Raw genomic sequence first — 25,377 nt, forward strand, 5'->3', positions numbered from 1 at the left:
AGCACCACGTCGAAATTGCCCGAGGCCAGCTCACGCATCGCCTTGCACATCGCGATCATCGGACGCGAGATGCCGGTGCCGAGCAGGATGGCGAGGACCGCACCAAGCAGCGTACCGCCGATGGCGAGCATCAGAACCAGTTGCTCGGTCTTCCCGATCGTCGCTTCCGATTCCGAATCCAGCCGCTGCTGCTCGGCGACGAGGTCCGCCTTCATGGCGGTGGCGCCTTGCAGGATGGCACCGGCCGAACCGCTCATCTCGGTGACGAGCCCGTCGACCAACTTGGCGTTGGCGATCAGCTTCTCCAGCGCTTCGCGATAGGCGCCGAGGATAGTCTTGGCCTCCTTCAGGCCGGCGACGATCTTGTCGTCCATCGAATAGACCGCGCCGAGCGAGTTCTCCACGAATTTCAGCCGCGCCAGCGCGCTGGTCGCGATCGCCTGATCGGACGTGAGCACGAAATTGGTGGCTGCAGCACTCGCGGTTTGGAACTGGGCGTTGACCTGCTTGGTACCGAACTCGATCGACTGGGCCTCGGAATCGGAAGCGTTGTTACCGATATCGTCCAGCTTGTACTTCAGGAGATTGGCTTGGCGCTGCAACTGGTTCTGCACCAGCAACGTGCTGTCACGCTTGGCCTGCAGAACCTTGGCGAAGGTTGCGGAGAAATTCGCAAACTCCTTGGCGAGCTTGTCGAGACTCTCCCCCCGCGCCGGGGTCTTGGCGCTCTTCACGGCCTGGTCGATGGCGTTCTTCAGGCTGGCCTCGGCCTCGAGCGCCGCCTTGGCGTCATCTTCCTTGCCGGTGACGACGAAATATTTGACGGCCGAACGGTAGCCGAGCAGCTCGCGGTCGATGTTGCGGGCGAGGTCGGCCTCCGACACGCTGCTGCGGTAGGACCCGACCCCGGCCGAAACCCGCTCGAAGCCGAAATAGGAGAAGGCCATGCTGCCGGCGGAGATCGCCAGCACGACCGCGAAACCCAGGATGATCTTGGCGCGGAACCTCAGGGTGGGAAATATTGTGCGCTTTGATGGCGACGCGATACGCCCGGACATTCCCACCCCCATTACTTATTCCAAACAGCCGCGATCCGAAGGCGCCCCGCCTCCCCGACCGCATGCGCAAAACTAAGGCAGAATCGTCAAGGGGCGGTAAATTCCTCCGGCTCGCAATCCCGGGCTGCGCAAGCACCAGACCGGCGACTTCCGGGCCGGACACCGCGCGACTTGTTGCGGGTAGACTGGAAAAGCCCTACTGTTTTCGGCACTTGGCGGCAGATCTTGGCGACAGACCAAGCCGGTCCTTGAGGAGAGAAACGAAGTGGGGCAGGCCGATCTTCGGTTTGGCGGTTCGTCCAGCGTTGCGGTCGCGAAATCGAAAGCTCCGACCGTCGACGAGGCCGTTGCCGAGCTGGTCGCCCAGCTTCCGTCGGACGAGCTGGCCCTGGTCCTGGTCTTCCTCTCCCCCCGCTACGATCCTCATCGGTTCATCGCCGAGATCACGAGACACTTTGCGGACACGCCGGTCTGCGGCTGCACGACGGCAGGCGAGCTGGCGCCGGACGGCTGGGACGAGAACAGCGTTGTCGCGATGACGTTCAGCCAGGCTGACTTCAACGCCGTGGTCCGGCCGATCCTGAATCTCGCCAATTTCCACGTCGAGGACGGCCGCCGGATCGGCAGCGAGCTTCGCCACGAGCTGCTGCGGGCAACCTCGGAGGTCAGCGGCCGCAACCCGTTCGGCCTGGTGCTGATCGACGGCATGTGCCGCCGCGAAGAAGCTGTGATGTCCGCCCTCTATGCCTCGCTCGACAATATCCCGATCGTCGGCGGGTCGGCCGGCGACGGCCTGCGCTTCGAAAGGACCTGGGTGTTCTTCGACGGCAAGGCCCACACCGACGCGGCTCTCCTCATTCTCCTGAACACGTCGCTGCCGTTCCGCGTGTTCAAATGCGACAATTTCGAGCCGACCGCACAGAAGATGGTGGTCACCGATGCCGATATCGAGCAGCGCGTCGTCAAGGAATTGAACGCCGAGCCTGCCGCCGCGGAATATTCCCGTGCCGTCGGAATCATCGACGCCAAGCTCGACCCGTTCTCCTTCGCATCCCATCCGGTGCTGGTCCGGGTCGGCGGGTCCTATTATGCGCGGTCGATCCAGCGCGTCGATCCCGACGGCTCGCTGCGCTTCTTCTGCGCGATCGACGAGGGCATGGTGCTGACGACGGCAACCTCGTGCAGCCTGGTCGGAGCCACCCGCGACGCCTTCGCGGAAACCCGTGACCAGATCGGCGACGTCTCTCTCTATATTGGCTTCGAATGCCTGCTACGCCGGCTGGATGCCGAGCAGCATCAGCTTTCACGCGAAATGTCCGAGCTGTACCGGCAGAACCGCGTCGTCGGGTTCCATACCTACGGCGAACAGTTCGGCTCGATGCACGTGAACCAGACCTTCACCGGCGTCGCCATCGGCAGGCGGCCGACGTAACGGAGCCGACGTGGCAGAGACCTGGCAGGATGCCGAAACGATCGAGCAGCTCCGGCGGGAGTCGGTCAAGCTGAAGAAGATCAATGCGGCGCTGATGTCGCGCGTCGAGCGGTCGATGGACCAGCAGCTCAATGCGTTCTCACTGTTCGAAACCGCAATTGCGCTCGACCATCAAGTTCGCGACCGGACGCATCAGTTGCGGGATGCCCTGCGTTCGGTCGAGCGGGCCAACGAAGGCTTGTACCGCGCCAAGCAGCAGGCGGAAGCTGCAAGCTCGCTGAAATCGTCCGTGCTGATCTCGGTCACCCACGATCTCCTGCAGCCGCTGAACGCGGCACGCCTGACCCTGTCGGCCCTCACCGAGATGATGGAGTCGCAGGAAGCAGGCCTGCTCATCGACCAGGTCGACCGGTCCCTGGTTACGCTGGAAGACCTGCTGCGCTCGCTTCTGGAGATCGCGAAGCTCGATGCGGGCGCGCTCCGGCCCGACGTGCGGCCGACCGCGCTTGGGCCGCTGCTCGACCAGCTCCGCGACGAGTTCGAGCCGATCGCCTGGAGGCAGGGACTGTCCCTGCGCGTCCGCAGCTCGCCACTCGCGGTCCTGTCCGACCCGATGATGCTCCGGAGGATCCTGCAAAATCTGCTCGCGAATGCGATCCGCTATACCCGCAGCGGCGGCGTCATCCTGGGATGCAGACGGCGTGGCGATCGCATCGCGATCCAGATCTCCGATACCGGGCCCGGAATTGCGCAGGCGCAGCAGGAGGCGATCTTCCGGGAGTTCCAGCGCGGCGACGCGAGCGCGACCGACCAGGCCGGCTTCGGCCTCGGTCTTTCGATCGTGCGCCGCTTCGCGACGGCGCTCGGCCACGAGGTGCGGCTGTCGTCGCATGTCGGCCGCGGATCGACCTTTGTGCTCGAGCTGGAGCAGGCCGATCGCGCCGATGTCAGCGACGACCTGCAGGAGATGAAGCCCGCAGACCTGCACTATGGCGGTCTGGGAGGGGCCAAGATCCTGCTCATCGAGAACGACGCCTCGGGCGCGGAGGCGCTGGCCGCCTTGCTGGAAGGATGGGGTTGCGACGTCGCGACCACGAAATCCGCCGCGGATGCCGCCCAGCGCTTGAGTGAGCTCGGCGGCACGCCGGACGCCATCATCGCCGATCTCCATCTCGATCACGGCGAAAGCGGATTGTCGGCCGTCGAGGGAATCCGGCAGCGGTTGAAGTCGGACGTGCCGGCGATGATCATCACCGCGGATTATTCCGAAAAGGCTGCGGCGGAAGCCAGCCGCTACGGGCTGGAAGTGCTGAAGAAGCCGATCAGGCCGGCGGAAATGCGCGCGCTGCTGTCGTTCCTGCTGAGCTAAAGCATGATCCGGAAAAGTGCGCAGCGGTTTTCCGGAAAGATCATGCTTAAACAACAACCTAAAGCGCGATGACGATTCATCCTGATCGCATATCGCGCTTTAGTTCATCACCTCGCGCCGCATCGGCTGCGAACGAGGTGGCAATCATGCCTGCGGATCGGTCCGGGCGCGGTCGCGCTTCGCGGCCGCTCCCGAGCCCGCCAGCGTCGCAAAATCGATCTTCGACATTTCGACGATCGCCTTGGTGCGGCTCATCACGTTCAGCTTGCGCAGGATATCCGAGACGTGAACCTTCACGGTGGTCTCGGAGATCTTCAGCTCAAAGGCGATCTGCTTGTTCTGCAGGCCGCGCTTGAGCATTTCGAGGACACGCAATTGCTGGGGCGTCAGATCGTGAAGGCGCTTCAGCAGCTCCTGGGCCGCGATCGGCGAACGCTGCGGGCGGGCCAGCGCGCGAAAAGCGGCCGGCAGACACACCGCGCCGCGCACGACTTCGCCGATCGAATGCGCCAGCTCCTGCTTGGACGAGGATTTGAGGATGTAGCCGGATACGCCGAGCGACAATGCGCCCGAGATGATCTGCGCGTCCTGGTGCCCCGACACGATGACGACGGGAATGCGCGGAAACGCCTTGCGGATGCGGATGATGCCGGACAGTCCGGTCGTCCCGGGTATCGACAGGTCGAGAAGAATGAGGTCGACATCGGGCCTCGACGCCAACAATTCGAGCGCACCGTCGATCGAGGTGGCCTGAAGCATCTCGGCATCCGGCGTCGCCATTTGCAGCGCTCCCTCGAGCGCCTCGCGAAACAGCGGATGATCCTCGACAATCAGAAACCGCATCAGATTTGGGCCGTTCCCAGCTCGTCACCGAAGTCAGCGATCAGACCGGCGAGCATGCCGTCGCCGGAGCAACCCGGCTTGATCCAGATCAAATCGGACCAGCAGCTCATTGCGGCCTCCCGCGATCGATCCTCGGATGGGGCCGCTGCCGCGGATCCGGCAGATCGACCTTGCCGATCTCGACGATCGCCTTGTTGCGGCTGAACAGTCCGAGCTTGCGCAGGATCTCGGTGATGTGCGCCTTCACAGTGGATTCGGCGAGTTGAAGCTCCTGCGCGATCTGCCGGTTCGGATAGCCGCGGCGAAGGAGATCGAGCACGCGAAGCTGCTGCGGCGTCAGTTCGCGAAGCTTGACCCTGAGTGCCTTGCTGCTGTCGGCCCGCTTCCGCTGCGGCTCCGCCACGAAATCCTTCGGCACCGACACCGATCCGCCGAGCACGCCTTCGATCGACTGCGCGAGCTCGCGCTTGGACGTGGATTTCGGCAGATAGCCGGCAGCACCCAGCGCCAGCGCCTCGCGGACCACATGCTGATCCTCCTCGCTCGAGACGATGGCGACCGGCAGGCGCGGATAGGTCTCGCGCAGCCTGAGAAAGCCGGAGAAACCGGTTGCGTCGGGAAGCGAGAGATCGAGCAGCGCAAGGTCGATCCCCCGTTCGACCGAAAGCACCCGTAAGGCGTCCTCGATCGACATCGCTTCGAGAATGCGGGCCTCCGGCAGCGCCAGCCGCACGGCATTGCCGAGCGCCTCGCGAAACAGCGGATGATCGTCGATGATCAGGAAGCTGGTCATGGCACCTTCCCCGGGGTCCATCGCGCGGGCGCATCCATCGGACGTTCGTGCCGATGGATGCGAAACGGACCCTAGAACATCTCCCCGATGCCGTCCGGTCAAGACCATTCAGTCGTTCGATTCGGCCTGAACCGTCAGCAGAAAGGCGTAGATGTTGTCGAACTGGCTGTCGGTGAAGACCTCTTTCCAGGACGGCATGCCCTTGGCCGGACGCCCCTCATGCACCGTGGTCAGGAATTTCTCTCGCATCTCGTCGCCGTAGCGGTGACGTAGCAGCCTCAGATCGATCTTCCGCTCGCTCTGGATCGCGTCGGGACCATGGCAATGCGCACAGGTGCCGTTGAAGATCTCCTTGCCCTGACCGACAGCTTCGGCATTTGACGCCAGCGCGTCGCCCTTGGTCTCGGTCGCGACGACGCTGGCCACATGCGCCGCGCCGGTCCCGGCTCCGGTCGTGGTTCCCGCCGGCGTCTGCACGGCATTGAAGTGGAGAGCCTGACCGGTCGGCAGGCCATACTTCACCTTGAGGTCGGCGATGGTCCGCTCGAGGTCCGGCAAGACCGCATCGATCTGGTCGCGCAGTTCTGTCGAGGCCTTCGCGAAGCCGATCGCCGCGTCCCACGACAAACCTTCGCCTTCGGTGAGCTGAACGCGATACCGATCCTGGTAGACGGTCTTGTTCAGCCAGCCGGCCACGGGTCCCCAGATAAAGGCGACGTCGGCCTTGCCCCGATCGAGCGCCTGCATGCCTTCCTCGGGCGACAGCACCGTCACCTTCTGGATGTCGTCACGCGTCGCCAGGAGGTTCTGTGGCGTGCTGGCGAACTGCACGGCGACCCGCTTGCCCCGGAGTTCGTCGATCCCGGAGACCGTCCGGTCCTTTGCCGTCACGAGGGCGTAACCCTCACGCGCAACCGTGCTCGAGAAGATGACGGCTGGCCCCATGAAATCCTCGGAGCGCGGCAGGCCGATCATGGCGTCGCACTGCTTGCCGAGCAGCGTCACGCGGACGGTGCGCTTGCCGAAATACGATTTGTACCAGTCGTAGGCGATCGGCCGCCCGAGCGCCCGCGCCAGCGCCTGCCCGATCTCGACATAGAGGCCGGGTTGCGAGGGGCTGTTGCTCGAGAACGGAAGATTGGTCGGATCGGCACAGAGCCGGAACGGCTTCACTTCGTCGGCGCGGCTTGTGGCGGCTGGCACGATGAGCGCGGAACCGGCAACACATGCAAGTAAAGCTGCGATGGCGCGACGTCTGCTATTGCCAAGGCCAGAACGATTTGGACGCATCCTCACCTCCCGTGGTTGGGCATCGTTGGCGTCACGTTGCGACAAGGCCCTGCCTCGGCCGCAACGACGCGATCACACTTTGGGAAAAGAGCGCGTGTATCCCCTCACCTCGGGATACACGCGCCAGTGGTCACTGGACGGAGAACACGAAGAGCGAGCCGCCCTCGGGAGCTGCAGCCGTCATCTTCTTGCCAACCTCGCCCAGGAACGCGGGCAGTGCTGCCGTACGGCCGACGACGATGGCGACGTATTGCTTGCCGTCGACCATGTAGGTCACAGGACCCGCACCGATGCCGGAGCCGAGATTCTTGCTCCAGAGCATTTTGCCGGATTTCGCATCGATGGCGCGGAAATCGCCATGGATGTTGCCGGCGAACACCAGGCCCCCGCCAGTGGTCAGCGTACCGCCATTGAAAGGCAGGTCTTCCTTGATGGACCAGACTTTCTTCTGGTTGACGGGATCCCAGGCCACGAGCTCGCCGAGGAAGCCACCGGGGCCTTCCTTGGTCGGGAATTCTGCGCCGAGATAGAACACGCCGCGCTTGTAGGCGACGTCACTGACCGACCAATCCATGCAGACATTGTTGGAGGGAATGTAGACGAGGCCGGTCTGCGGGTTGAACGACATCGGCTGCCAGTTCTTGCCGCCGATCAGATTGGGGCAGATGTCCTTGGCGGGATGGCCCGGGCCCGGACGCTTGTCGGGATCCTCGACCGCGCGCATGGTGGCGAGATCGAATTTCTGCGCCCAGTTCGAGAAGACATACTTCTCCGCCGAAAGAACCCTGCCGGTCTCGCGGTTGGCGACGAAGAAGAACCCGTTGCGATCCGCCTTCATCAGCGCCGGAACGTTGCTGCCGCCGATGTTGAGGTCGGCGAGCACGGCCTCGTTCACGCCGTCATAGTCCCAGGCGTCGGCGGGCGTGGTCTGGATATGCCACTTGATCTTGCCGGTGTTCGGGTCGAGGGCCAGCGTCGAGGCCGTGTAGAGGTTGGTCAGCTTGCCGAAATCGCCATTGCCGGTCGAGCGCACGGCAGTGTTCCACGGCCCGGGATTGCTGGTGCCCCAATACACGGTATCGGTCTTGGGATCATAAGAGCCGACCAGCCAGGCCGCGCCGCCGCCATGCTGCGCGGAATCACCCTTCCAGGTATCGCCGCCGGGCTCCTCCGGCGTGGGAACGGTAAAGGTCTGCCAAGCGAGCTTGCCGGTGTTGATGTCGAAGGCCTGAAGCGCGCCGCGCACGCCGTACTCGCCACCGCCGAAGCCGGTGATGACCTTGTCGCGCACGACCAGCGGCGGCGAGGTGATGACCGAGCCCTGCTTGTAATCGACCACCTTCGCCGTCCACAGCGCCTTGCCCGTCGCAGCGTCGAGCGCCGTCAGCTTGCCGTCGAGCCGGCCGACGAAGATCTTGCCGTCAGCGTAGGAGACGCCGCGATTGTTCACGTCGCAGCAGGCGTATTGCAGCACGTCGTCCGGAATCTCCGGCTCGTAGGTCCACTTGCGCGCACCGGTCGCGGCGTCGAGCGCGTAGACGTATTTCGGCCCCCATGACGTCGAGACGTACAACGTGTTGCCGATGACGATCGGCGAGGATTCGTTCGAGCGCAGCGATGCAAGCGAGAACGAATAGGCAAGCGACAGCTTGCCGGCGTTCTCGGCGTTGATCTGGTTGAGCGGGCTGAACCGCGTGTTGGCGTAGTCGTGGCCCGCCACCGCCCATTGATTGGAATCGGATTGCGCTTTGAGCAGTGAATCGTTGGCGCGAACGCCAATCGTGCCGGCGCCCAGCATCGCGATCATCGAAATGCCGGCCAAGAAGCCCCTCGTTCCAAAGGTCATTATTCCCTCCGTGATGTTGCTTTGCGCGCCACGTTGGGCGCCGATGCGCTTTTGCGCTTTCGATACGCAGTTCGCCTGCGAACCATCACGGAAATTACAGCATCGACTTTTCGCGCTTAGTATAGGCGGAAGGTAGTAGTGCAAATCACTGTCAGGCTTGGCCACTCATCTCGTTGTCGGCACTCGCTTCTTGTCGCTCGTTGGCAGCTCGAAACCAGTGATTGGATTGCGGCAACATCGTGCAGCCATCCGCGCGTTCCGTCGAAAGTCGGCATCAGCGACGTCCACAAATCACGACGACGGTTCAACCGCGACGGATGGCCGCTGGGCGTTACGAAATCCGTCAATGTCACGGTGTCGTTGTCGCTCGCTTTGACCGGCCCGCCTTCAGAACGACGGTGGGCGCTCGATTGGCGAAGCCATCTCGAGAGATCGGTTGTCTTCTTCGCGTCCATTGATCGCCAGGGGGTACAGGCGGACTTGGTCAGTCCGCTTCCCGGCAGCCCCCCCGAGCCGGCCCGGCTCGTCGTGGGCGATCAACGCTTCAATGAAATCAATGGCTTACCGCGCCAAATCCTACTACCAAGATCGCGATTACAAAGTTGCCCGGCCGTGCTCCTATTTTCGGAACGACGACAAGAATCCCAAGGGAGAGACAATCGGCGGCGCCAAGGACCGACATCCGCGGGGCGAGCAACCTTCGCGCGATGGCAGAGGTGGACGCCGCGGAAGACGAGAGACCATCTCCTTGCAGGTTTCGGACAGGTCGCGCCATGCGCTGGCGGCGGCACGGATCGCTGTTGTCTGATCGCGGCGCCTCGACGACCGTTTCGTGACGCCGGCGACCCAAAATCCCAGTTGCAAAGTTTCATCGCGCTGTTTCTAATTGGAATAACTACAAACATTCTGGGAGGACGACATCGTGTCTACAGTCAAACTGACGGTGAACGGCAAGGCCGTTGCTGTCGACGTCGAGGACCGCACGCTGCTGGTCCAACTGCTGCGCGATCACCTCAATCTCACGGGTACCCATGTCGGCTGCGACACCAGCCAGTGCGGCGCCTGTGTCGTGCACATGGACGGCCGCGCGGTGAAATCCTGCACCATGCTGGCGGGCCAGGCCGACGGGGCCAGCATCACCACCATCGAAGGCATCGCCAAGGGCGACGAGCTGCACCCGATGCAGGCCGCCTTCCGCGACAATCACGGCCTGCAATGCGGCTATTGCACGCCGGGCATGATCATGTCGGCGATCGACATCGTGCATCGTCACGGCGGCCAGCTTGACGAGGCGACCGTCCGAACCGAGCTGGAAGGCAATATCTGCCGCTGCACCGGCTACCACAACATCGTCAAAGCCGTGCTGGATGCAGCCGGGCGCATGAAGGTCTCGCAGGCGGCCGAGTAAAGCGGCACGCCTCGAAAAGAACCACGGCTGCAGCTTTCGAGGGAAAGCGCGGTCAAAGAAATTTCCGGTCGGGAGGACCAGACATGGGTGTAGAAGGCATCGGCGCGCGAGTCGTGCGCAAGGAAGACAAGCGTTTCATTACCGGCAAGGGCCGGTACGTGGACGACATCAAGCTGCTGGGCATGACCCATGCCCATTTCATCCGCAGCCCGCACGCACACGCCAAGGTGAAGGGGATCGATTCCTCCGCCGCGCTGAAGATGCCGGGCGTGGTCGCGGTGCTCACGGGCCAGCAGATTGTCGACGACAAGGTCGGCAACCTCATTTGCGGCTGGGCCATCACCTCCAAGGACGGCAGCCCGATGAAGATGGGCGCGTGGCCGGCGATGGCGCCGGAGACCGTGCGCTTCGTCGGTCAGGCCGTCGCGGTCGTGATCGCCGACAGCAAGAATCTGGCGCGCGACGCGGCCGAGGCCGTCGTCGTGAATTATGAAGAGCTCCCGGCGGTCGCCGACGTCCAAGCCGCGATCAAGTCTGGCGCGCCGCAGCTTCACCCCGAAGCTCCCGGCAACCAGGTCTATGACTGGGTGATCGGCGACGAGGGTGCCACCGATGCCGCCTTCGCCAAGGCCGCCAATGTGGTCAAGCTCGACGTCACCAACAACCGCCTCGCCCCGAACGCGATGGAGCCGCGCGCGGCGATCGCCGATTACGACGCGGCGGAAGAGCATTTCACGCTCTACACGACCTCGCAGAACCCGCACGTCGCCCGCCTCGTGCTGTCGGCGTTCTACAACATCGCCCCCGAGCACAAGCTGCGCGTGATCGCCCCCGACGTCGGCGGCGGCTTCGGCTCCAAGATCTTCATCTATCCCGAAGAGATGGTGGCGCTGTGGGCCTCCAAGAAGATCGGCCGTCCCGTGAAATGGACCGGCGACCGCACCGAGGCCTTCCTCACCGACGCGCATGGCCGTGACCACGTCACCCATGCCGAGCTGGCGTTCGACGCCAGCAACAAGATCACCGGCCTCAAGGTGAAGACCTACGCCAATTTCGGCGCCTACATGTCGCTGTTCTCGTCCTCGGTGCCGACCTATCTCTACGCGACGCTGCTGTCGGGCCAGTACAACATCCCGGCGATCCACGCCGAGGTGATCGGGGTCTACACCAACACCACGCCGGTCGACGCCTATCGCGGCGCGGGCCGCCCCGAGGCGAGCTATCTGATCGAGCGGCTGATGGAAACGGCGGCGCGGCAGTTGAAGGTCGATCCGGCCGAGCTGCGCCGGACCAACTTCATCACCCAGTTCCCGCATCAGACGCCTGTCATCATGGCCTATGACACCGGGGACTTTAACGCCTCGCTCGACGCTGCCATGAAGGCGATCGACTATGCCGGCTTCCCCGCCCGCAAGGCCAAGGCGAAAGCCGACGGCAAGCTGCGCGGCATCGGCGTGTCCTGCTACATCGAGGCCTGCGGCATCGCGCCGTCGAAGGCGGTCGGTAGCCTGGGCGCCGGCGTCGGCCTGTGGGAATCGGCCGAGGTACGCGTCAACCCGGTCGGCACCATCGAGATACTGACGGGATCGCACAGCCACGGCCAGGGTCACGAGACCACGTTCTGCCAGCTCGTCGCGGAGCGCCTCGGCGTTCCCATCAGCCAGGTCTCGATCGTCCATGGCGACACCGACAAGGTGCAGTTCGGCATGGGCACCTACGGCTCGCGCTCGGCGGCCGTCGGCCTCACCGCGATCCTGAAGGCGATGGAGAAGATGGAATCGAAGGCCAAGAAGATTGCGGCGCATGCGCTGGAAGCTTCCGAGGCCGACATCGTCATCGAGAACGGCGAGTTCAAGGTCACCGGCACCGACAAGGCGATTGCCCTGCCGATGGTCGCCCTTGCAGCCTATACCGCGCACAATCTGCCTGACGGGATGGAGCCGGGTCTGAAGGAAAGCGCCTTCTACGACCCCACCAACTTCACCTTCCCGGCCGGCACCTATATCTGCGAGCTCGAGGTCGATCCCGGCACCGGCAAGACCTCCTTCGTCAACTTCGTCGCGGCAGATGATTTCGGCCGGCTGATCAATCCGATGATCGTCGAGGGCCAGGTCCATGGCGGCCTTGTTCAAGGCATCGGACAGGCGCTGCTCGAGCATGCGATCTACGATGCCAACGGCCAGCCGGTCACGGCCTCGTTCATGGACTACGCCATGCCGCGCGCCGACGACGTGCCCTCCTTCAACCTCTCCCACACCACGACGCTGTGCCCGGGCAATCCCCTGGGCATCAAGGGCTGCGGTGAGGCCGGCGCGATCGGCGCCTCTGCAGCCGTGATCAACGCGATCACGGATGCGATCGGCAAGAACAACCTGGAAATGCCCGCAACCCCTGACCGGGTGTGGCGCACGATCCACGCGGCTTAAGAGGGAGGAACGAAGATGTACCAGACCACCTATCATCGCGCTTCCTCGGTCGACGAGGCCGCCAGCCTGTTCGCCAAGGGCAGCGAGTCGAAGTTCCTTGCCGGCGGCCAGACGCTGCTGCCGGTGATGAAGCAGCGCCTCGCAAGCCCCTCCGACGTGATCGACCTCGGCAAGATCAAGGAGCTGCAGGGCGTCGAATTGTCGGGCGACACGCTGACCATCAAGGCCGCCACGATCTATTACGACATCATGACCAATGCCGATGTGAAGAAGGCGATTCCCGCGATTGCCTATCTCACCTCGGTGCTCGGCGACCCCGCCGTGCGTTACCGCGGCACGATCGGCGGCTCGATCGCCAACAACGATCCGGCCGCGGATTTCCCGGCCGCTTTGTTGGCCCTTGGCGCCACCGTGAAGACCAACAAGCGGTCGATCTCGGCCGAGGACTTCTTCCAGGGCCTCTTCACCACGGCACTCGAAGACGGCGAGATCATCACCGCCGTGTCGTTCCCGGTGCCGGCAAAAGCCGGCTACGAGAAGATGCGGCATCCGGCCTCGCGCTTTGCGCTGACCGGCGTGTTCGTCGCGCAGACCAAATCGGGCGAGGTTCGGGTCGCCGCGACCGGCGCCTCGCAGAGCGGCGTGATGCGGGTGCCCGCGATTGAGGCGGCGCTGAAGGCGAACTGGTCGCCGTCGGCGATCGACGGCGTGACGATTTCGGCGAACGGATTGCTGGCCGACATCCACGGCACTGCCGAGTACCGCGCCAACCTCATCAAGGTAATGGCACAGCGCGCGGTGGCCGCGGCGCGCTGATAGCGCCTCGACACAAATTTTCCGCGGCGCGCACTTCGGTGCGCGCCGTTTTATTTTGGCCATGCGGCATCAAAAGCGCTTGCCTCGCTGGCATGAAGGCGAGAAAAGTTAATCAGCCGATTAACTCGCTCCAAAGAAGAATGTCAGCGGCGATTGCCGAACCATCGGCATCCGCCCGCGACCCGAGGAAACAACAACGTGCTCGACAAATCAGCGCCCACCTCGACCGTCCGCTCCTCCGGCCCGCTCTCGGGCTTCCGCATCGTCGAATTCGCCGGCATCGGCCCCGGCCCGTTCGCCTGCATGATGCTGGCCGACATGGGTGCCGACGTCGTCACGCTCGACCGGGTCGGCGCGAAGAAGAGCATGAAGTCGGTGGCGGGGCGCGGCCGCAAGGTGATCGAGCTCGACCTCAAGGACAAGGCCGCGATCGCAGAGGTGCTCGACCTGCTTGCCAGCGCCGATGCGCTGGTCGAGGGCTTTCGTCCCGGCGTGATGGAGCGGCTCGGGCTCGGCCCGGACGTCGTGCTCGCGCGCAACCCCAAGCTGGTCTATGGCCGCATGACCGGCTGGGGCCAGGAAGGCCCGCTCGCCAATGCGGCCGGCCACGACATCAATTACATCTCCATCACCGGTGCGCTCGCCGCCATCGGCACGAAGGAAGCACCGGTGCCGCCGCTCAATCTGGTCGGCGATTTCGGCGGCGGCGCGCTCTATCTCGTCGTCGGCGTGCTCGCAGCCCTGCTGGAGGCGCAGCGATCCGGCAAGGGCCAGGTCGTCGATGCCGCGATGTGCGACGGGGCGGCATCGCTGATGTCGTTCTTCTTCGACATGACCACGCTCGGCCGCTGGACCGAGGGCCGCGACCAGAACTTCCTCGACGGCGGCGCGCATTTCTACGGCGTCTATGAATGTGCCTGCGGGCACTTCGTCTCGATCGGCTCGATCGAGCCGCAGTTCTACGCGCTGCTGCGCGAGCATGCGGGCCTGACCGATGCCGATTTCGACGCGCAGATGAACCCCAAGGCCTGGCCGGCGCTCAAGGAGAAGCTGAAGGCCGTGTTCAAGAGCAAGACGCGCGAGGACTGGTGCAAGATCATGGAAGGCACCGACATCTGCTTCGCGCCGGTGTTGACCATGTCGGAAGCAACCCAGCATCCGCACATGGTCGCCCGCAACGTGTTCGTCGAGCGTCATGGCGTCAAGCAGCCCGCGCCGGCGCCGCGGTTCTCGCGGACACCGTCGACGGTGCGTGAGCCGGAGGCAGCGGAGATCGCCGCGGTGACGAAGGCGTGGAAGAGATAGACTCTCCGCTGCCGCCTCAAACTCCGCCGTCGTCCCGAACAAGCGAGCGTAGCGAGTGCAGATCCGGGACCCATAACCACAGGAAGCGGTTTGGCGAAGACTCGGAGTTATCTGCTCGCGCCGCAACTACTCCCTGTAGCAACTAATCCCTGTGGGTATGGGTCCCCGCCTTCGCGGGGACGACACCGACATTGAGGGTGCACCCCGCGTCTAACGCAGGTGCCTACGCCGCATCCACCTTCAGCACTCCGCGCCGAATCTGATCCTCCTCGATCGATTCGAACAGGGCCTTGAAGTTGCCCTCGCCGAATCCGTCGTCGCCCTTGCGCTGGATGAACTCGAAGAAGATCGGGCCGATCGCGTTGGCCGAGAAGATCTGGAGCAGCACCTTGGTCTGGCCGCCCTCGACCACGCCTTCGCCGTCGATCAGGATGCCGTTCTTCCGGAGACGCGCGAGGTCCTCGCCATGCTTGGGCAGGCGCGCGTCGATCCGCTCGAAATAGGTCTCCGGCGGCGACGGCATGAAGGGCAGGCCGGCGACGCGCAGGCCTTCGATGGTGCGGTAGATGTCGCGGCAGCCGCAGGCGATGTGCTGGATGCCCTCGCCGCGATAGGTCTTCAGATATTCCTCGATCTGGCCGGAATCGCCGGCGTCCTCGTTGATCGGAATCCGGATCTTGCCATCTGGGCTGGTCAGTGCGCGCGAGAACAGGCCGGAGGCGCGGCCCTCGATGTCGAAGAAGCGGATCTGGCGGAAGTTGAACAGCTTTTCGTAGAAGCCGGCCCAGACGTCCATGCGGCCGCGATGGACGTTGTGGGTGAGATGGTCGAGATAGAACAGGCCGGCGCCGGCAGGCCGCGGATCGCGCTCGCCAAGCCATTCGAACTCGGCCTCATAGGCCGAGCCCTTGGCACCGTAGCGATCGACGAGATACAGCAGGCTGCCACCGATGCCCTTGATCGCGGGCACATCGAGCGTCTTCTGGGCCGGCGACACATCGGCAGGCTCCGCGCCGAGCGAAATCGCGCGGTCATAGGCCGCCTTCGCGTCGACCACGCGGAACGCCATCGAGGGGGCGCAGGGCCCATGCGTGGCAACGAACTCGTAACCGTGGGTGCCGGGCTCCTCGTTGACGAGATAGTTGATGTCGCCCTGGCGATAGACCGTGATCTTCTTGGTCTTGTGGCGCGCGACCGGCGCATAACCCATCAGCTTGAACAGCGCATGCAGCTCTTGCGGATTGGGATGCGCATATTCGACGAATTCGAACCCGTCGGTGCCCATCGGATTGTCGGCGCTGACAGTGGCCGGCGGTGCATCGTGCGGAAACGGTCCCATAGGCGGCTCTCCCAAATTGCTACTGGGAGGAACTATCCTTCATGGGGCCTGCAATGAGCGTGCAATCGGGACGGTCTTTGGCTATCATATGCACGATCCGTGCATGATATGGGCAAACAACGCATGATTTCGGTTGACGCCTTCGACCTCAGGATCCTGGGCGCGCTCCAGGACGATGGCCGCCTCACCAACCAGGAACTCGCGGACCTCGCGGGACTTTCGGCCTCGCAATGCTCGCGGCGGCGGATGCGGCTGGAGGAGGAGAAGGTGATCGCGGGCTATCACGCCGATCTCTCCAGCGAGGCGCTCGGCTTCGGCGTGATCGCCTTCATCCAGGTGGGCCTTGCGACCCATTCGCCGGACAATTCCAAGCGGTTTCGCGCGCTGGTGAACCGGATCGACGAGATCCAGGAGGCCTATTCGCTCACCGGTGACGCCGACTACGTGCTCAAGGCAGTGCTGCGCGATCTCAAGGGCCTCTCCAACCTCGTCAACGACGTCTTGATGCCGCATCAGAGCGTGGCGCATGTGCGCTCCTCGATCGTGCTCGACAGGCTGAAGGAGAGCTCGCGATTGCCGCTGAGGGAGATCAAGGCCGGCTGAAATCGAGGGAACTACGTCATTCGCGCTCCCCGCGCGATCTGCGATGATCCCAGCCAATCCGGAGATTCAGCCATGGCCCTCCAGCTTCGACCGAACTGCGAATATTGCGACCGCGACCTGCCGCCGGATGCGACGAACGCGCGGATCTGCTCGTACGAATGCACGTTCTGTGCGGACTGCGTCGAGACGAAACTGTCCAACGTCTGCCCGAACTGCGGCGGCGGTTTTGCGCCGCGCCCGATCAGGCCGACGCAGGAATGGCGGCCGGGCGTCTGCACGAGCAAACAGGCGCCGTCGGACAAGCGGGTGCATCTGAAATACAGCGTCGAGGACGTCGCGGCGCATTGCGCGCGGATACGGGACGTGCCGCCGGAGAGCCGGTAGGTCTCTCCACGCCGTCGATGCGTAGGGTGGGTTAGCGCAGCGTAACCCACCACGTCTGCGACCGCGGACACTGAAGAGGTGGGTTACGCTGACGCTAACCCACCCTACAAGACATGAGCGCGCGGCTACTCCGCCGCCAAAATCGTCCCTTCCACCTCACCGAACCCCACGCGATAGCCGCAGCCCTGGCACCAGCCGCGCATCACGAGGCTATCGCCATCCTCCAGGAATGAGCGCTTGGCGCCACCGGGGAGCTCGATCGGCTCGGTGCCGTTCCAGCTGATCTCGAGCAAGCTGCCGCGCTGGTTCTTCTCCGGACCGGAGATCGTGCCGCTGCCGAGGAGATCGCCGACATTCATGGCGCAGCCGGAGGAGGCATGGTGCATCAGCTGCTGCACCGACGACCAGTACATGTATTTGAAATTGGTGCGGCTGATGCCGGCCGGCGCGTTGGCGCCGGCGGCGCGCAAGGAGACGTCGAGCGCGACATCGTAGTTCTGCGGTTTGCCCTGCTTGAGATAATCCAGCGGCACCGGCTCCTGCTCCGGCCCCTTCTGGCGGAACGGCTCCAGCGCCTCGCGCGTCACCACCCACGGGCTGATCGAGGTCGCGAACGCTTTGGCGAGGAACGGGCCGAGCGGCACATATTCCCATTGCTGGATGTCGCGCGCGCTCCAATCGTTGAGCAGCACGAAGCCGAAGATCATCTCCTCGGCCTGGCTCTCCGTCAGCATGCCGCCCATCGGCGAGGGCTGGCCGATCACGACGCCCATCTCCAGCTCGAAATCGAGCCGCTTGCAGGGCCCGAAGCTCGGCAGCTCGACATTCGGCGGCTTCAGCTGCCCGCGCGGCCGTTTCACCTGGGTGCCGGAGACCACGACCGTGGAGGCGCGACCGTTATAGGCGATCGGCATGTGCAGCCAGTTCGGCTGCAGCGCATTGTCCTTGCCGCGGAACATCACGCCGACATTGGTGGCGTGCTCCTTGGACGAGTAAAAATCGGTGTAGCCGGAGACGGTGAAGGGCAGATGCAGCCTTGCATCGCGCACCGGCACCAGCGCGCGGCTGCGCAGCTCCCCATTGTCGCGCAGCTCCGGATGATCGGCCCGCAGGAGCTCGCTGATCCGCGCCCGCGTCCTGGTCCAGACCTTTGGTCCCAGCGCCATGAAAGGATTGAGCGAGGCGCCGGAGAACACGCCGAGCGGACCGACATCGAGCCGGGAATCCTGCTCGAGCTCCCAGAGATCGAGCACGTAATCGCCGATCGCGACGCCGACGCGCGGCGTCGGATTGGCCGCGGTCGAGAACACGCCGTAGGGCAGGTTCTGGATCGGGAAGTCGGAGGCGGGATCGACGTCGATGAAGGAGCGGAGGCTGGGGTCGTTGGGGTGGGGCATAGGTTTCTCGTGGCACAGCGGTGACGGTGTCACCCTCCCCTGGAGGGGGAGGGTCGGCTCATATTGAGCGCAGCGAAATATGGGACGGGGTGGGGTGATCTCTCAACACGGGCAGCGTTACTCGCGGAGAGACCGTCACCCCACCCCGCTACGCATTCCGCTTCGCTGCATGCGTAACGACCCTCCCCCTCCAGGGGAGGGTAAGAGAGACTACGGCTTGCTCGGATCGAACCGCTTCTCCAGCCCCTTCCAGCAATCCGCGTAATCGTCCTGCAGCGTGGACGCGTTCGCGGCGTGCGCGGTGACGCGCTGCGGGTAGCGGGTCTCGAACATGAAGGCCATGGTCCCCGTCAGCTTCACCGGCTTCAATTCGCCGTTGCTGGCATGCTCGAAAGCGTCGCGATCCGGGCCGTGCGGCAGCATGCAATTGTGCAGGCTCATGCCGCCGGGGACGAAGCCTTGCGGCTTGGCATCGTAGACGCCGTAGATCAGGCCCATGAACTCGCTCATGATGTTCATGTGATACCAGGGCGGACGGAAGGTGTTGTCGGCGACCATCCAGCGCTCGGGGAAGATCACGAAGTCGATATTCGCGGTGCCCGCGGTCTCCGACGGCGAGGTCAGAACCGTGAAGATCGAGGGATCGGGATGATCGAAGCCGATCGCACCAACCGGCGAGAAGGTACGCAAATCGTATTTGTAGGGCGCGTAATTGCCGTGCCAGGCGACGACGTCGATCGGCGAATGCGGCAGAGTGGTCTTGAACAGCGAGCCGCCCCATTTCACGAACAGCTCGGTCGACGTGTCCTTGTCCTCGTAATGCGCGACGGGGGTGAGGAAGTCGCGTGCATTGGCCAGGCAGTTGGCGCCGATCGGCCCGCGCTCCGGCAGCGTGAACGCGCCGCCGTAATTCTCGCAGAGATAGCCGCGCGCCGCCCCGTTCGGAATCTCGACGCGGAACTTGACGCCGCGCGGGATCACCACGATCTCGCCGGGCTCGGCGTCGATGCGGCCGAACTCGGTGACGAGTCGAAGATTGCCCTGCTGCAGCACGAACATCAGCTCGCCATCGGCATTGTAGAAATGCTGATCCACCATCGATTTGGTGATGAGGTAGACATGCGCGGCCATGCCGGCCTGCGTATTGACGTCACCCGCCGTCGTCATGGTCTGCACGCCCTGAACGAAAGTCACATCGTCCTTCGGGAGCGGCGTCGGGTCCCAGCGCATCTGCGCGATCGGCAGATCGTATTCGTGGCATGGCGCCGAACGCCACAGGCCGGCATCAAGTTTCTCGAAGCGGCCGGAATGCTTCACCGAGGGGCGGATGCGATAGAGCCAGGAGCGCTCATTGGTGCCGCGCGGCGCGGTGAAGGGCGAGCCGGACAATTGCTCGGCATAGAGTCCATAGGCGCAGCGCTGCGGCGAGTTGCGCCCGATCGGCAACGCGCCCGGCAGCGCCTCGGTCTCAAAGCTGTTGCCGAAGCCGGACATGTAGCCCGGGGTGACCTGCGCCGAGCTTCGGACGATCTGATCGGGCGAGGTGTTGATGTTCATCACTATCCTCCTCCTTGCAGGGCTGCCCACATGTCCTGGTCGCGCTTGTCGGTCCAGATCACGGGATCGTCGATCCCCGACGCCTCGTCAAAGGCGCGCGACACGTTGAACGGCAGGCAGTGCTCGTAGATGGCGAAGCTGTGGAATTTCGGATCCATCACCTCGCGGGTCGCGGCCATCGATTCCTTCAGCGTGCGCCCCTTCGCCACCGAGATTTCGGCCGCACCATAAAGCGAAGTGACGAAGTCGCGCGTCATTGCGATGGCCTCGCGCACCGTAGCCGTGCCGTTGAGCGCATCGCCGCGGCCCGGCGCGATCGCCTTGGGATTGAAGTTGCGGATCTCGTTCAGCGTCATCGGCCATTCGCGCAAATGCGCATCGCCGCAATAACAGGCCGAGTGATATTCGATGAGGTCGCCGGAGAACATCACTTCGGCATCAGGCACCCAGGCGACGATGTCGCCGGAGGTGTGGCCGGCCCCGAGCTGCATCAGCCGCACCTCGCGCTTGCCGAGATAGATCGACATCTCGCCTTCGAAGGTCAGCGTCGGCCAGGTCAGGCCGGGGATGCTTTGCGCATCCTGGAACAGCCGCGGGAAGCGGCCGTATTCGGAATCCCAATCCTGCTTGCCGCGCTCCTCGATCAGACGATAGGTCTCCTGCGAGGCGACGATGCATTGCGCCTTGTAGGCGGAGGCGCCGAGCACGCGCACGGCGTGATAGTGCGACAGCACGACATATTTGATCGGCTTGTCGGTCACAGTGCGGACGCGCTCGATCACCTTGTTCGCCATCGCCGGCGTCGCCTGCGCGTCGAACACCAGGCAACCGTCGTCGCCGACGATCACGGCCGTATTCGGATCGCCCTCGGCGGTAAAGGCATAGAGATCGGTGCCGATCTCGGAGAAGGTGATCTTCTTTTCCGAGAGATCGCCGGTGGATGCGAAGTTCTTCGCCATCAATTCGTCCTTTGAGTCTTCTGGGTTATTGTTTGGGTTATTGTTGTTGCTGTTGTTGCTGCTGACCGTCGATCATGCGGCGCTTGGCAAGCTCGATCGCCTCACGCAGCACATCGATCTCGCCGATATGGTTGGCGAGGATCAGCACCAGCGCCGCATCGAAATCGGCGCTCTGCTCCTCGGTGAGCCCGCGATGCGCCTCGACGATGGCGCGAAAGGCATCGTCCGGCCGCGCAAAGTTGGAGCTGGTGGACAACGGCATGCGAAACCTCAATTGAGACCTTGAGCCTGCGACAACGCAGCCGCGATCGCGGCGCGCGTCGGATGGCGGAAGCGCGCGGCGACATAGCCATCGGGCCTGAGCAGATAGGCAGCACCCGGCGCGGCGTCATAGCGCTTTGCGACGAGGCCCGAGGGATCGGCAAGTCCGCCCTCGCCGCCGATGCGAACATCCTTGACCCCGTCGGGCACATCAATCGCCGCACCATTGCTGAACGACAGCAAGGTGAAGTCCGTTCCCCCCTTGCGGAAGGCGTCCGTCAGATAGGCCTGCTCGGCAACCGGCGCATCGAGCATGGAGCAGCCGGGAGACGGTCCGCCGCCCCAGACATCTGCATCCGGCGATGACAGCGGCGAGTCATAGCTGCACGGCACCGACAGCCGGCCGCCGTTGACCATGCGCTTGCCGAACTCTGTCTCCTTGGCGAGCGACAGCACCGCCTTGCGCAGCCGCGCTTCCTGATGCGAATTCGGCGCCATGAAATCGGTCGAGCGTGTCGACTCGCGGATGTTCTCGTCGGCCGCCATGCTGCGCTCGGCATGATAGCTCTCGAGCAGGCTTGCGGGCGAAGTGCCGCGCAGCACGCGATCGAGCTTCCAGGAGAGATTTTCGGCGTCCTCGAGCCCGGAATTGGCGCCGCGGGCGCCGAACGGCGAAACCTGATGCGCGGAATCGCCGGCGAAAATCACGCGGCCATGGATGAAGCGGTCCATCCGCCGGCACTGGAATTTGTAGAGCGAGATCCACTCGAACTCGAACTTGTCGTGGCCGAGCATGCGCGCGATCCGCGGCCGCACATTCTCGGGCTTCTTCTCGACCACGGGATCGGCGTAGCGATTGAGCTGGAGGTCGATGCGCCAGACATCGTCGGGCTGCCGGTGCAGCAGCGCGGAACGTCCCGCATGGAACGGCGGATCGAACCAGAACCAGCGCTCGGTCGGGAATTCCGCGGTCATCTTGACGTCGGCGATCAGAAACTGGTCCTCGAACACCTGTCCCGCGAACTCGGCGCCGACCATCTGCCGCAGCGAAGACCGCGCGCCGTCGCAGGCGATCACATATTGCGCGTGCAGGCGGTAGGCGCCCTCCGGCGTCTCGATCGTCAGCGCCACGCCGTCGTTGCGCTGCTCCAGCGCCGTCACCTTGTTGCGCCAGCGCAGGTCGATCTCGGGCAGATCGCTGATGCGATCGACCAGATAGGCCTCGGCGTAGTATTGCTGGAGATTGATGAAGGCGGGCCGCTTGTGGCCGTCCTCAGGCAGGAGGTTGAACTGGTAGAGCAGGGACTCCCCGTGGAAGATCCGGCCGACGCTCCACACCACGCCCTTGGCGACCATGCGGTCGCCGACGCCGAGCCGGTCCCAATATTCCAGCGACCGCTTCGAGAAGCAGATCGCGCGCGAACCTTCGCCAATGCGGTCGGCGTCATCCAGCAGGACGACGCGCTGACCGCGCTGGGCAAGATCGATCGCGAGCGACAGCCCGACCGGGCCGGCGCCGACAACCACGACCGGATGCTCGGCCGGGCCTTGGCCGGCGCGGTCCTGATCGGCATGGCGGCGATAGCCGAACTGGGCTTTGGCCTGATGTGTCTTGACCTGAAGTGGCTTGGCCTGCGCCATACTCGAACCTCGGCTATGGTCAGGAGAGCACTGATCTGCTAGATAGTCTCACGTGCAACTATTTTGGACCGGAGCCGGCCGGCCGTCAACTGGAATTCGGAGCGCGCCCCTTGGCGAGGACATCTGGCGATATCGCACTGAAGGCACGGCAAGCCGATGAGGCCTCGGCGCGGCCAAAAGCCCGACTCGATCTGTTCAAGTTCGTGCCGTTCCGCCTCAACCGGCTCGCGGCCGAGGTCAGTTCCGCGCTCTCGGTCGAATATCAGGAACGGCATGGCCTCGACATTCCGGCGTGGCGCGTGATCGCCACGCTCGGGTTCCGCAACGATGCCTGTAGCGCGCAGTACATCGCGCAATGCACCCGCACGCACAAATCCACCATCAGCCGCGCGGTGACCACGCTGCTCAGCGAGGACATGATCGAGCGGGTCGAGAACGAAGCCGACCGCCGCGAATTCCGCCTGCAACTGACGAAGAAGGGCCGCGCGCTCTACGAAGAGCTGTTCCCGCAATTGCTGCGGCGGGAGGACGAGATCCTCGCCTGCCTCTCCGCGCAGGAGCGCAAGCAGCTCTCGACGCTGCTCGGCAAGATCGAGGAGAGTCTCGATCTGATCCAGACCAGCAAGGAAGCGGACGCCAAGCAGGCGTATTAGCGACTCATAGAGGCGCAGACGTCGGCTTTTGGGAGTCCGGTTGAGAAAGCTTGGTAGGCCCGTGACGGCAGTGGCGTATATAGCGATGCTACTTGTGGCCTTTGCTGCAGCTCGCGCATACGCGGTTGACATGGGTTATCTGGCTCCCCCCGGAGTCGCTGCAAACGAGTTTCCCTCACCGCAGCGCCCTGTCGCACGAATCGTCAGCCCGCGCCGCTCCGCCGAAGAGCGCCGCGACGCCCTCAATGAGGCCGGTCAAATCGCACGCGTTCTTGAACTGAAACCAGGTATGACAGTCGGTGACATTGGAGCAGGCAGTGGCTACCACACGGTCAGGCTCTCGCACCTCGTCGGACCCGCCGGCTCTGTCGTTGCCCAGGACGTCACGCGGGATTACCTCGTCGAACTCGCCAGGCGAACAAAACTTCTGAAGTTAACGAACGTGCAATTCGCGCTCGGCGAACCCCACGACCCGCGTCTGCCCGCTTCCTCGCTGGACGCCGCAATCCTTGCGCATATGTATCACGAGATAGCCCAACCCTATGCCTTCCTCTACAATCTCGCGCCCGCCTTGAAGCAGGGTGCACGGGTGGGAATTGTCGATCTTGAGCTTCCGACGTCGAAGCACGGCACGCCAATTGAGCTCTTGCGCTGCGAATTAACTGCCGTCGGCTATCGCGAGGTCGCCACATCTAAGCTCGCAGGGGACGGAGGATACCTGGCGATATTCTCTCCGCCGGAGCTAGCGGCTCGAAAATCTCCCCGCGATATCGTTGCTTGTGTGGATCCTGCCGGCACTCGTTGAAACCATATCTGCCGCCCGTCTCGGAGACCGCACACGCCCGAGGAAAAGGTCAGACTGGAATTGCCGATCGAGACTCAAACCGGCGCTCTCGACCCGGCTCGGCAAGATCGAAGCGAGTCTTGACCTGATCCAGACCAGCAAAGAGGCCGACGCCAAGCAGGCGTATTTGCCGACGCTGTCATTCCGGGGCGCCGCAAAGCGGCGAACCCGGAATCCAGAGATTGTGGCGCGCGATTCCGGGTTCGCGCTTCGCGCGCCCCGGAATGACGGCTTCGCCCTCACTTCGCAAACGACCGCGTCGGCGGCAGATGCAGTGCCCAGGCATCGACCTTGTCGCTGGCGCGCGGATAGATCTCCGTCACGATCGGATCGTGGCCGGGGATGAATCGATCGGGATGGCCGGCGAGGCGCTCGATCGTCTCCCAGCCGACCGCCATGTCGCCGACATTGTAGACGATCGGGAACGGGCTCTTGCGCTGCAGATTGGCGTAGTAGTGCGCGGCATCGGACGCCAGCACCACGGGTCCGCGCGCGGTTTCGACCTTGACCACCTGCAAGCCGTCGGAATGGCCGCCGACACGGTGCACGGTGACGCCGGGCGTGACCTCGCCGTCGCCCGAATAGAAAGTGACGCGCTCGCCATAGACGTGGCGCACCATCTGCGTGACGTGCTCGACCGAGAACGGATGTCGCAGCAGGCCGTTGCACATGCAGCGGCCGGTCGCATAAGCCATCTCGCGCTCCTGGAGATGGAAGCGCGCATTCTGGAAGCGGTCGAGATTGCCGGCATGATCGTAATGCAGATGCGTCACGATGACGTCGCGAATGCTCGATGCCTTGACGCCAAAACACTCCAGCGCGTCGACCGGATTGAGCGTCAGCTTGCGCGCCCGCGCGCTCGCCTCCTCGGCATTGAAGCCGGTGTCGACCAGGATGTCGCGGCCGTGCCCGCGGATCAGCCAGACGAAATAGTCGAGGTCCTGCGCCGCGCTGTCATGCGGATCGGGCTGAAGGAAGTTCATGCTGGGGGTGCGCGGCGACATCGTCGCATAGCGCAGCGCGTAGATTTCGTAGGCGTTTCCCATGATTTCTTTGCTTTTTGCTTTGCTTTTCTGAGTGGACCTTCCGGGACGATCCTGCGCACCAAGCCATTGTCCGCTGCAAAGGTCAAACGCCTCGCGGCGCGACGGAG

At 63.9% G+C, this 25,377-nt stretch carries 21 protein-coding genes and 2 pseudogenes; 11 read left to right on the top strand and 12 right to left on the bottom strand.

What is annotated here, in order from left to right; translation table 11 throughout:
- Positions 1-1,058, bottom strand: a pseudogene (locus XH81_RS05540) (methyl-accepting chemotaxis protein); the annotation flags it as partial.
- A 265-nt stretch (positions 1,059-1,323) separates the two neighbouring features.
- Between XH81_RS05540 and XH81_RS05545 the strand changes: the two are divergent.
- Positions 1,324-2,490, top strand: a complete 1,167-nt coding sequence (locus tag XH81_RS05545) for an FIST N-terminal domain-containing protein (protein ID WP_028143917.1) — start codon at positions 1,324-1,326, stop codon at positions 2,488-2,490.
- 10 nt (positions 2,491-2,500) lie between these two features.
- Entirely contained in the window at positions 2,501-3,859 is a 1,359-nt protein-coding gene (locus XH81_RS05550) for a hybrid sensor histidine kinase/response regulator (protein ID WP_028143916.1), read from the top strand.
- A gap of 144 nt (positions 3,860-4,003) precedes the next feature.
- Here the strand turns inward: XH81_RS05550 and XH81_RS05555 are convergent, their stop codons facing one another.
- The 4 genes from XH81_RS05555 to XH81_RS05570 form a co-directional block, all read right to left on the bottom strand.
- Positions 4,004-4,702 (bottom strand): response regulator, encoded by a 699-nt coding sequence (locus XH81_RS05555; RefSeq protein WP_038950738.1) that lies wholly within the window; start codon positions 4,700-4,702, stop codon positions 4,004-4,006.
- 106 nt (positions 4,703-4,808) lie between these two features.
- A complete protein-coding gene (locus XH81_RS05560; RefSeq protein WP_028143914.1) occupies positions 4,809-5,495 on the bottom strand; it encodes a response regulator in 687 nt (228 codons plus the stop codon).
- A gap of 108 nt (positions 5,496-5,603) precedes the next feature.
- On the bottom strand, positions 5,604-6,785 hold the full coding sequence (locus XH81_RS05565; protein WP_028143913.1) for a c-type cytochrome: 1,182 nt from the start codon (positions 6,783-6,785) through the stop codon (positions 5,604-5,606).
- A 130-nt stretch (positions 6,786-6,915) separates the two neighbouring features.
- Complete coding sequence (locus XH81_RS05570; RefSeq protein ID WP_038974744.1) at positions 6,916-8,631, bottom strand: PQQ-dependent methanol/ethanol family dehydrogenase; 1,716 nt, start codon at positions 8,629-8,631, stop codon at positions 6,916-6,918.
- Between the two features lie 922 nt (positions 8,632-9,553).
- Between XH81_RS05570 and XH81_RS05575 the strand changes: the two genes are divergently transcribed.
- The 4 genes from XH81_RS05575 (at position 9,554) to XH81_RS05590 (ending at position 14,586) form a co-directional block, all read left to right on the top strand.
- Positions 9,554-10,039, top strand: a complete 486-nt coding sequence (locus XH81_RS05575; protein ID WP_018321562.1) for a (2Fe-2S)-binding protein — start codon at positions 9,554-9,556, stop codon at positions 10,037-10,039.
- 83 nt (positions 10,040-10,122) lie between these two features.
- The gene (locus XH81_RS05580) at positions 10,123-12,465 is read left to right on the top strand and encodes a xanthine dehydrogenase family protein molybdopterin-binding subunit (RefSeq protein WP_028143910.1); all 2,343 of its coding nucleotides are present in this window, start codon (positions 10,123-10,125) and stop codon (positions 12,463-12,465) included.
- A gap of 15 nt (positions 12,466-12,480) precedes the next feature.
- Entirely contained in the window at positions 12,481-13,281 is an 801-nt protein-coding gene (locus tag XH81_RS05585) for an FAD binding domain-containing protein (RefSeq protein WP_028143909.1), read from the top strand.
- 198 nt (positions 13,282-13,479) lie between these two features.
- A complete protein-coding gene (locus XH81_RS05590; RefSeq protein ID WP_028143908.1) occupies positions 13,480-14,586 on the top strand; it encodes a CaiB/BaiF CoA transferase family protein in 1,107 nt (368 codons plus the stop codon).
- A gap of 223 nt (positions 14,587-14,809) precedes the next feature.
- On the opposite strand, the gene hppD is transcribed toward XH81_RS05590, so the two are convergent.
- Positions 14,810-15,925: a 4-hydroxyphenylpyruvate dioxygenase gene (gene hppD, locus XH81_RS05595; RefSeq protein ID WP_097669197.1), complete on the bottom strand. Its 1,116-nt coding sequence runs from the start codon at positions 15,923-15,925 to the stop codon at positions 14,810-14,812.
- A 123-nt stretch (positions 15,926-16,048) separates the two neighbouring features.
- Between hppD and XH81_RS05600 the strand changes: the two genes are divergently transcribed.
- Together XH81_RS05600 and XH81_RS05605 are read left to right on the top strand one after the other, a co-directional pair.
- Positions 16,049-16,528, top strand: coding sequence for an Lrp/AsnC family transcriptional regulator (locus XH81_RS05600; protein ID WP_028143906.1), 480 nt, complete (start codon positions 16,049-16,051; stop codon positions 16,526-16,528).
- A 72-nt stretch (positions 16,529-16,600) separates the two neighbouring features.
- The gene (locus XH81_RS05605; RefSeq protein WP_028143905.1) at positions 16,601-16,912 is read left to right on the top strand and encodes a DUF1272 domain-containing protein; all 312 of its coding nucleotides are present in this window, start codon (positions 16,601-16,603) and stop codon (positions 16,910-16,912) included.
- A gap of 125 nt (positions 16,913-17,037) precedes the next feature.
- On the opposite strand, the gene fahA is transcribed toward XH81_RS05605, so the two are convergent.
- From fahA to XH81_RS05630, 5 genes are all read right to left on the bottom strand, one after another.
- On the bottom strand, positions 17,038-18,309 hold the full coding sequence (gene fahA / locus XH81_RS05610; RefSeq protein WP_028143904.1) for a fumarylacetoacetase: 1,272 nt from the start codon (positions 18,307-18,309) through the stop codon (positions 17,038-17,040).
- A 210-nt stretch (positions 18,310-18,519) separates the two neighbouring features.
- The gene (hmgA, locus tag XH81_RS05615) at positions 18,520-19,866 is read right to left on the bottom strand and encodes a homogentisate 1,2-dioxygenase (protein ID WP_271596075.1); all 1,347 of its coding nucleotides are present in this window, start codon (positions 19,864-19,866) and stop codon (positions 18,520-18,522) included.
- A 2-nt stretch (positions 19,867-19,868) separates the two neighbouring features.
- The gene (locus tag XH81_RS05620; RefSeq protein ID WP_271596076.1) at positions 19,869-20,825 is read right to left on the bottom strand and encodes an MBL fold metallo-hydrolase; all 957 of its coding nucleotides are present in this window, start codon (positions 20,823-20,825) and stop codon (positions 19,869-19,871) included.
- 37 nt (positions 20,826-20,862) lie between these two features.
- Positions 20,863-21,087, bottom strand: coding sequence for a DUF2783 domain-containing protein (locus XH81_RS05625; protein WP_028143901.1), 225 nt, complete (start codon positions 21,085-21,087; stop codon positions 20,863-20,865).
- 8 nt (positions 21,088-21,095) lie between these two features.
- On the bottom strand, positions 21,096-22,727 hold the full coding sequence (locus tag XH81_RS05630) for an FAD-dependent oxidoreductase (protein ID WP_212477547.1): 1,632 nt from the start codon (positions 22,725-22,727) through the stop codon (positions 21,096-21,098).
- A gap of 110 nt (positions 22,728-22,837) precedes the next feature.
- Here XH81_RS05630 and XH81_RS05635 point away from each other — a divergent pair, with 110 nt between their 5' ends.
- From XH81_RS05635 to XH81_RS05645, 3 genes and pseudogenes are all read left to right on the top strand, one after another.
- On the top strand, positions 22,838-23,380 hold the full coding sequence (locus tag XH81_RS05635) for a MarR family winged helix-turn-helix transcriptional regulator (RefSeq protein WP_212429555.1): 543 nt from the start codon (positions 22,838-22,840) through the stop codon (positions 23,378-23,380).
- 85 nt (positions 23,381-23,465) lie between these two features.
- Positions 23,466-24,185: a class I SAM-dependent methyltransferase gene (locus XH81_RS05640; RefSeq protein ID WP_038973104.1), complete on the top strand. Its 720-nt coding sequence runs from the start codon at positions 23,466-23,468 to the stop codon at positions 24,183-24,185.
- 85 nt (positions 24,186-24,270) lie between these two features.
- Positions 24,271-24,351 (top strand): annotated as a pseudogene (locus XH81_RS05645) (MarR family winged helix-turn-helix transcriptional regulator); the annotation flags it as partial.
- Between the two features lie 112 nt (positions 24,352-24,463).
- Here XH81_RS05645 and XH81_RS05650 read toward each other — a convergent pair.
- Complete coding sequence (locus tag XH81_RS05650; RefSeq protein ID WP_271596077.1) at positions 24,464-25,270, bottom strand: N-acyl homoserine lactonase family protein; 807 nt, start codon at positions 25,268-25,270, stop codon at positions 24,464-24,466.
- Positions 25,271-25,377 lie beyond the last annotated feature (107 nt).

Source organism: Bradyrhizobium sp. CCBAU 25360, from assembly GCF_028128695.1.
Lineage (GTDB): Bacteria > Pseudomonadota > Alphaproteobacteria > Rhizobiales > Xanthobacteraceae > Bradyrhizobium > Bradyrhizobium ottawaense.

Excerpts from the sequence above, each read along its gene's own strand:
- XH81_RS05650 (WP_271596077.1), bottom strand. The coding sequence starts at position 25,270 with ATGGGAAACGCCTACGAAATCTACGCGCTGCGCTATGCGACGATGTCG.
- fahA (WP_028143904.1), bottom strand. The coding sequence starts at position 18,309 with ATGCCCCACCCCAACGACCCCAGCCTCCGCTCCTTCATCGACGTCGAT.
- XH81_RS05640 (WP_038973104.1), top strand. The coding sequence starts at position 23,466 with ATGCTACTTGTGGCCTTTGCTGCAGCTCGCGCATACGCGGTTGACATG.
- XH81_RS05565 (WP_028143913.1), bottom strand. The coding sequence starts at position 6,785 with ATGCGTCCAAATCGTTCTGGCCTTGGCAATAGCAGACGTCGCGCCATC.
- XH81_RS05630 (WP_212477547.1), bottom strand. The coding sequence starts at position 22,727 with ATGGCGCAGGCCAAGCCACTTCAGGTCAAGACACATCAGGCCAAAGCC.
- XH81_RS05620 (WP_271596076.1), bottom strand. The coding sequence starts at position 20,825 with ATGGCGAAGAACTTCGCATCCACCGGCGATCTCTCGGAAAAGAAGATC.
- XH81_RS05605 (WP_028143905.1), top strand. The coding sequence starts at position 16,601 with ATGGCCCTCCAGCTTCGACCGAACTGCGAATATTGCGACCGCGACCTG.
- XH81_RS05560 (WP_028143914.1), bottom strand. The coding sequence starts at position 5,495 with ATGACCAGCTTCCTGATCATCGACGATCATCCGCTGTTTCGCGAGGCG.
- XH81_RS05600 (WP_028143906.1), top strand. The coding sequence starts at position 16,049 with ATGATTTCGGTTGACGCCTTCGACCTCAGGATCCTGGGCGCGCTCCAG.
- XH81_RS05625 (WP_028143901.1), bottom strand. The coding sequence starts at position 21,087 with ATGCCGTTGTCCACCAGCTCCAACTTTGCGCGGCCGGACGATGCCTTT.
- hppD (WP_097669197.1), bottom strand. The coding sequence starts at position 15,925 with ATGGGACCGTTTCCGCACGATGCACCGCCGGCCACTGTCAGCGCCGAC.
- XH81_RS05570 (WP_038974744.1), bottom strand. The coding sequence starts at position 8,631 with ATGACCTTTGGAACGAGGGGCTTCTTGGCCGGCATTTCGATGATCGCG.
- hmgA (WP_271596075.1), bottom strand. The coding sequence starts at position 19,866 with ATGAACATCAACACCTCGCCCGATCAGATCGTCCGAAGCTCGGCGCAG.
- XH81_RS05555 (WP_038950738.1), bottom strand. The coding sequence starts at position 4,702 with ATGCGGTTTCTGATTGTCGAGGATCATCCGCTGTTTCGCGAGGCGCTC.
- XH81_RS05585 (WP_028143909.1), top strand. The coding sequence starts at position 12,481 with ATGTACCAGACCACCTATCATCGCGCTTCCTCGGTCGACGAGGCCGCC.
- XH81_RS05580 (WP_028143910.1), top strand. The coding sequence starts at position 10,123 with ATGGGTGTAGAAGGCATCGGCGCGCGAGTCGTGCGCAAGGAAGACAAG.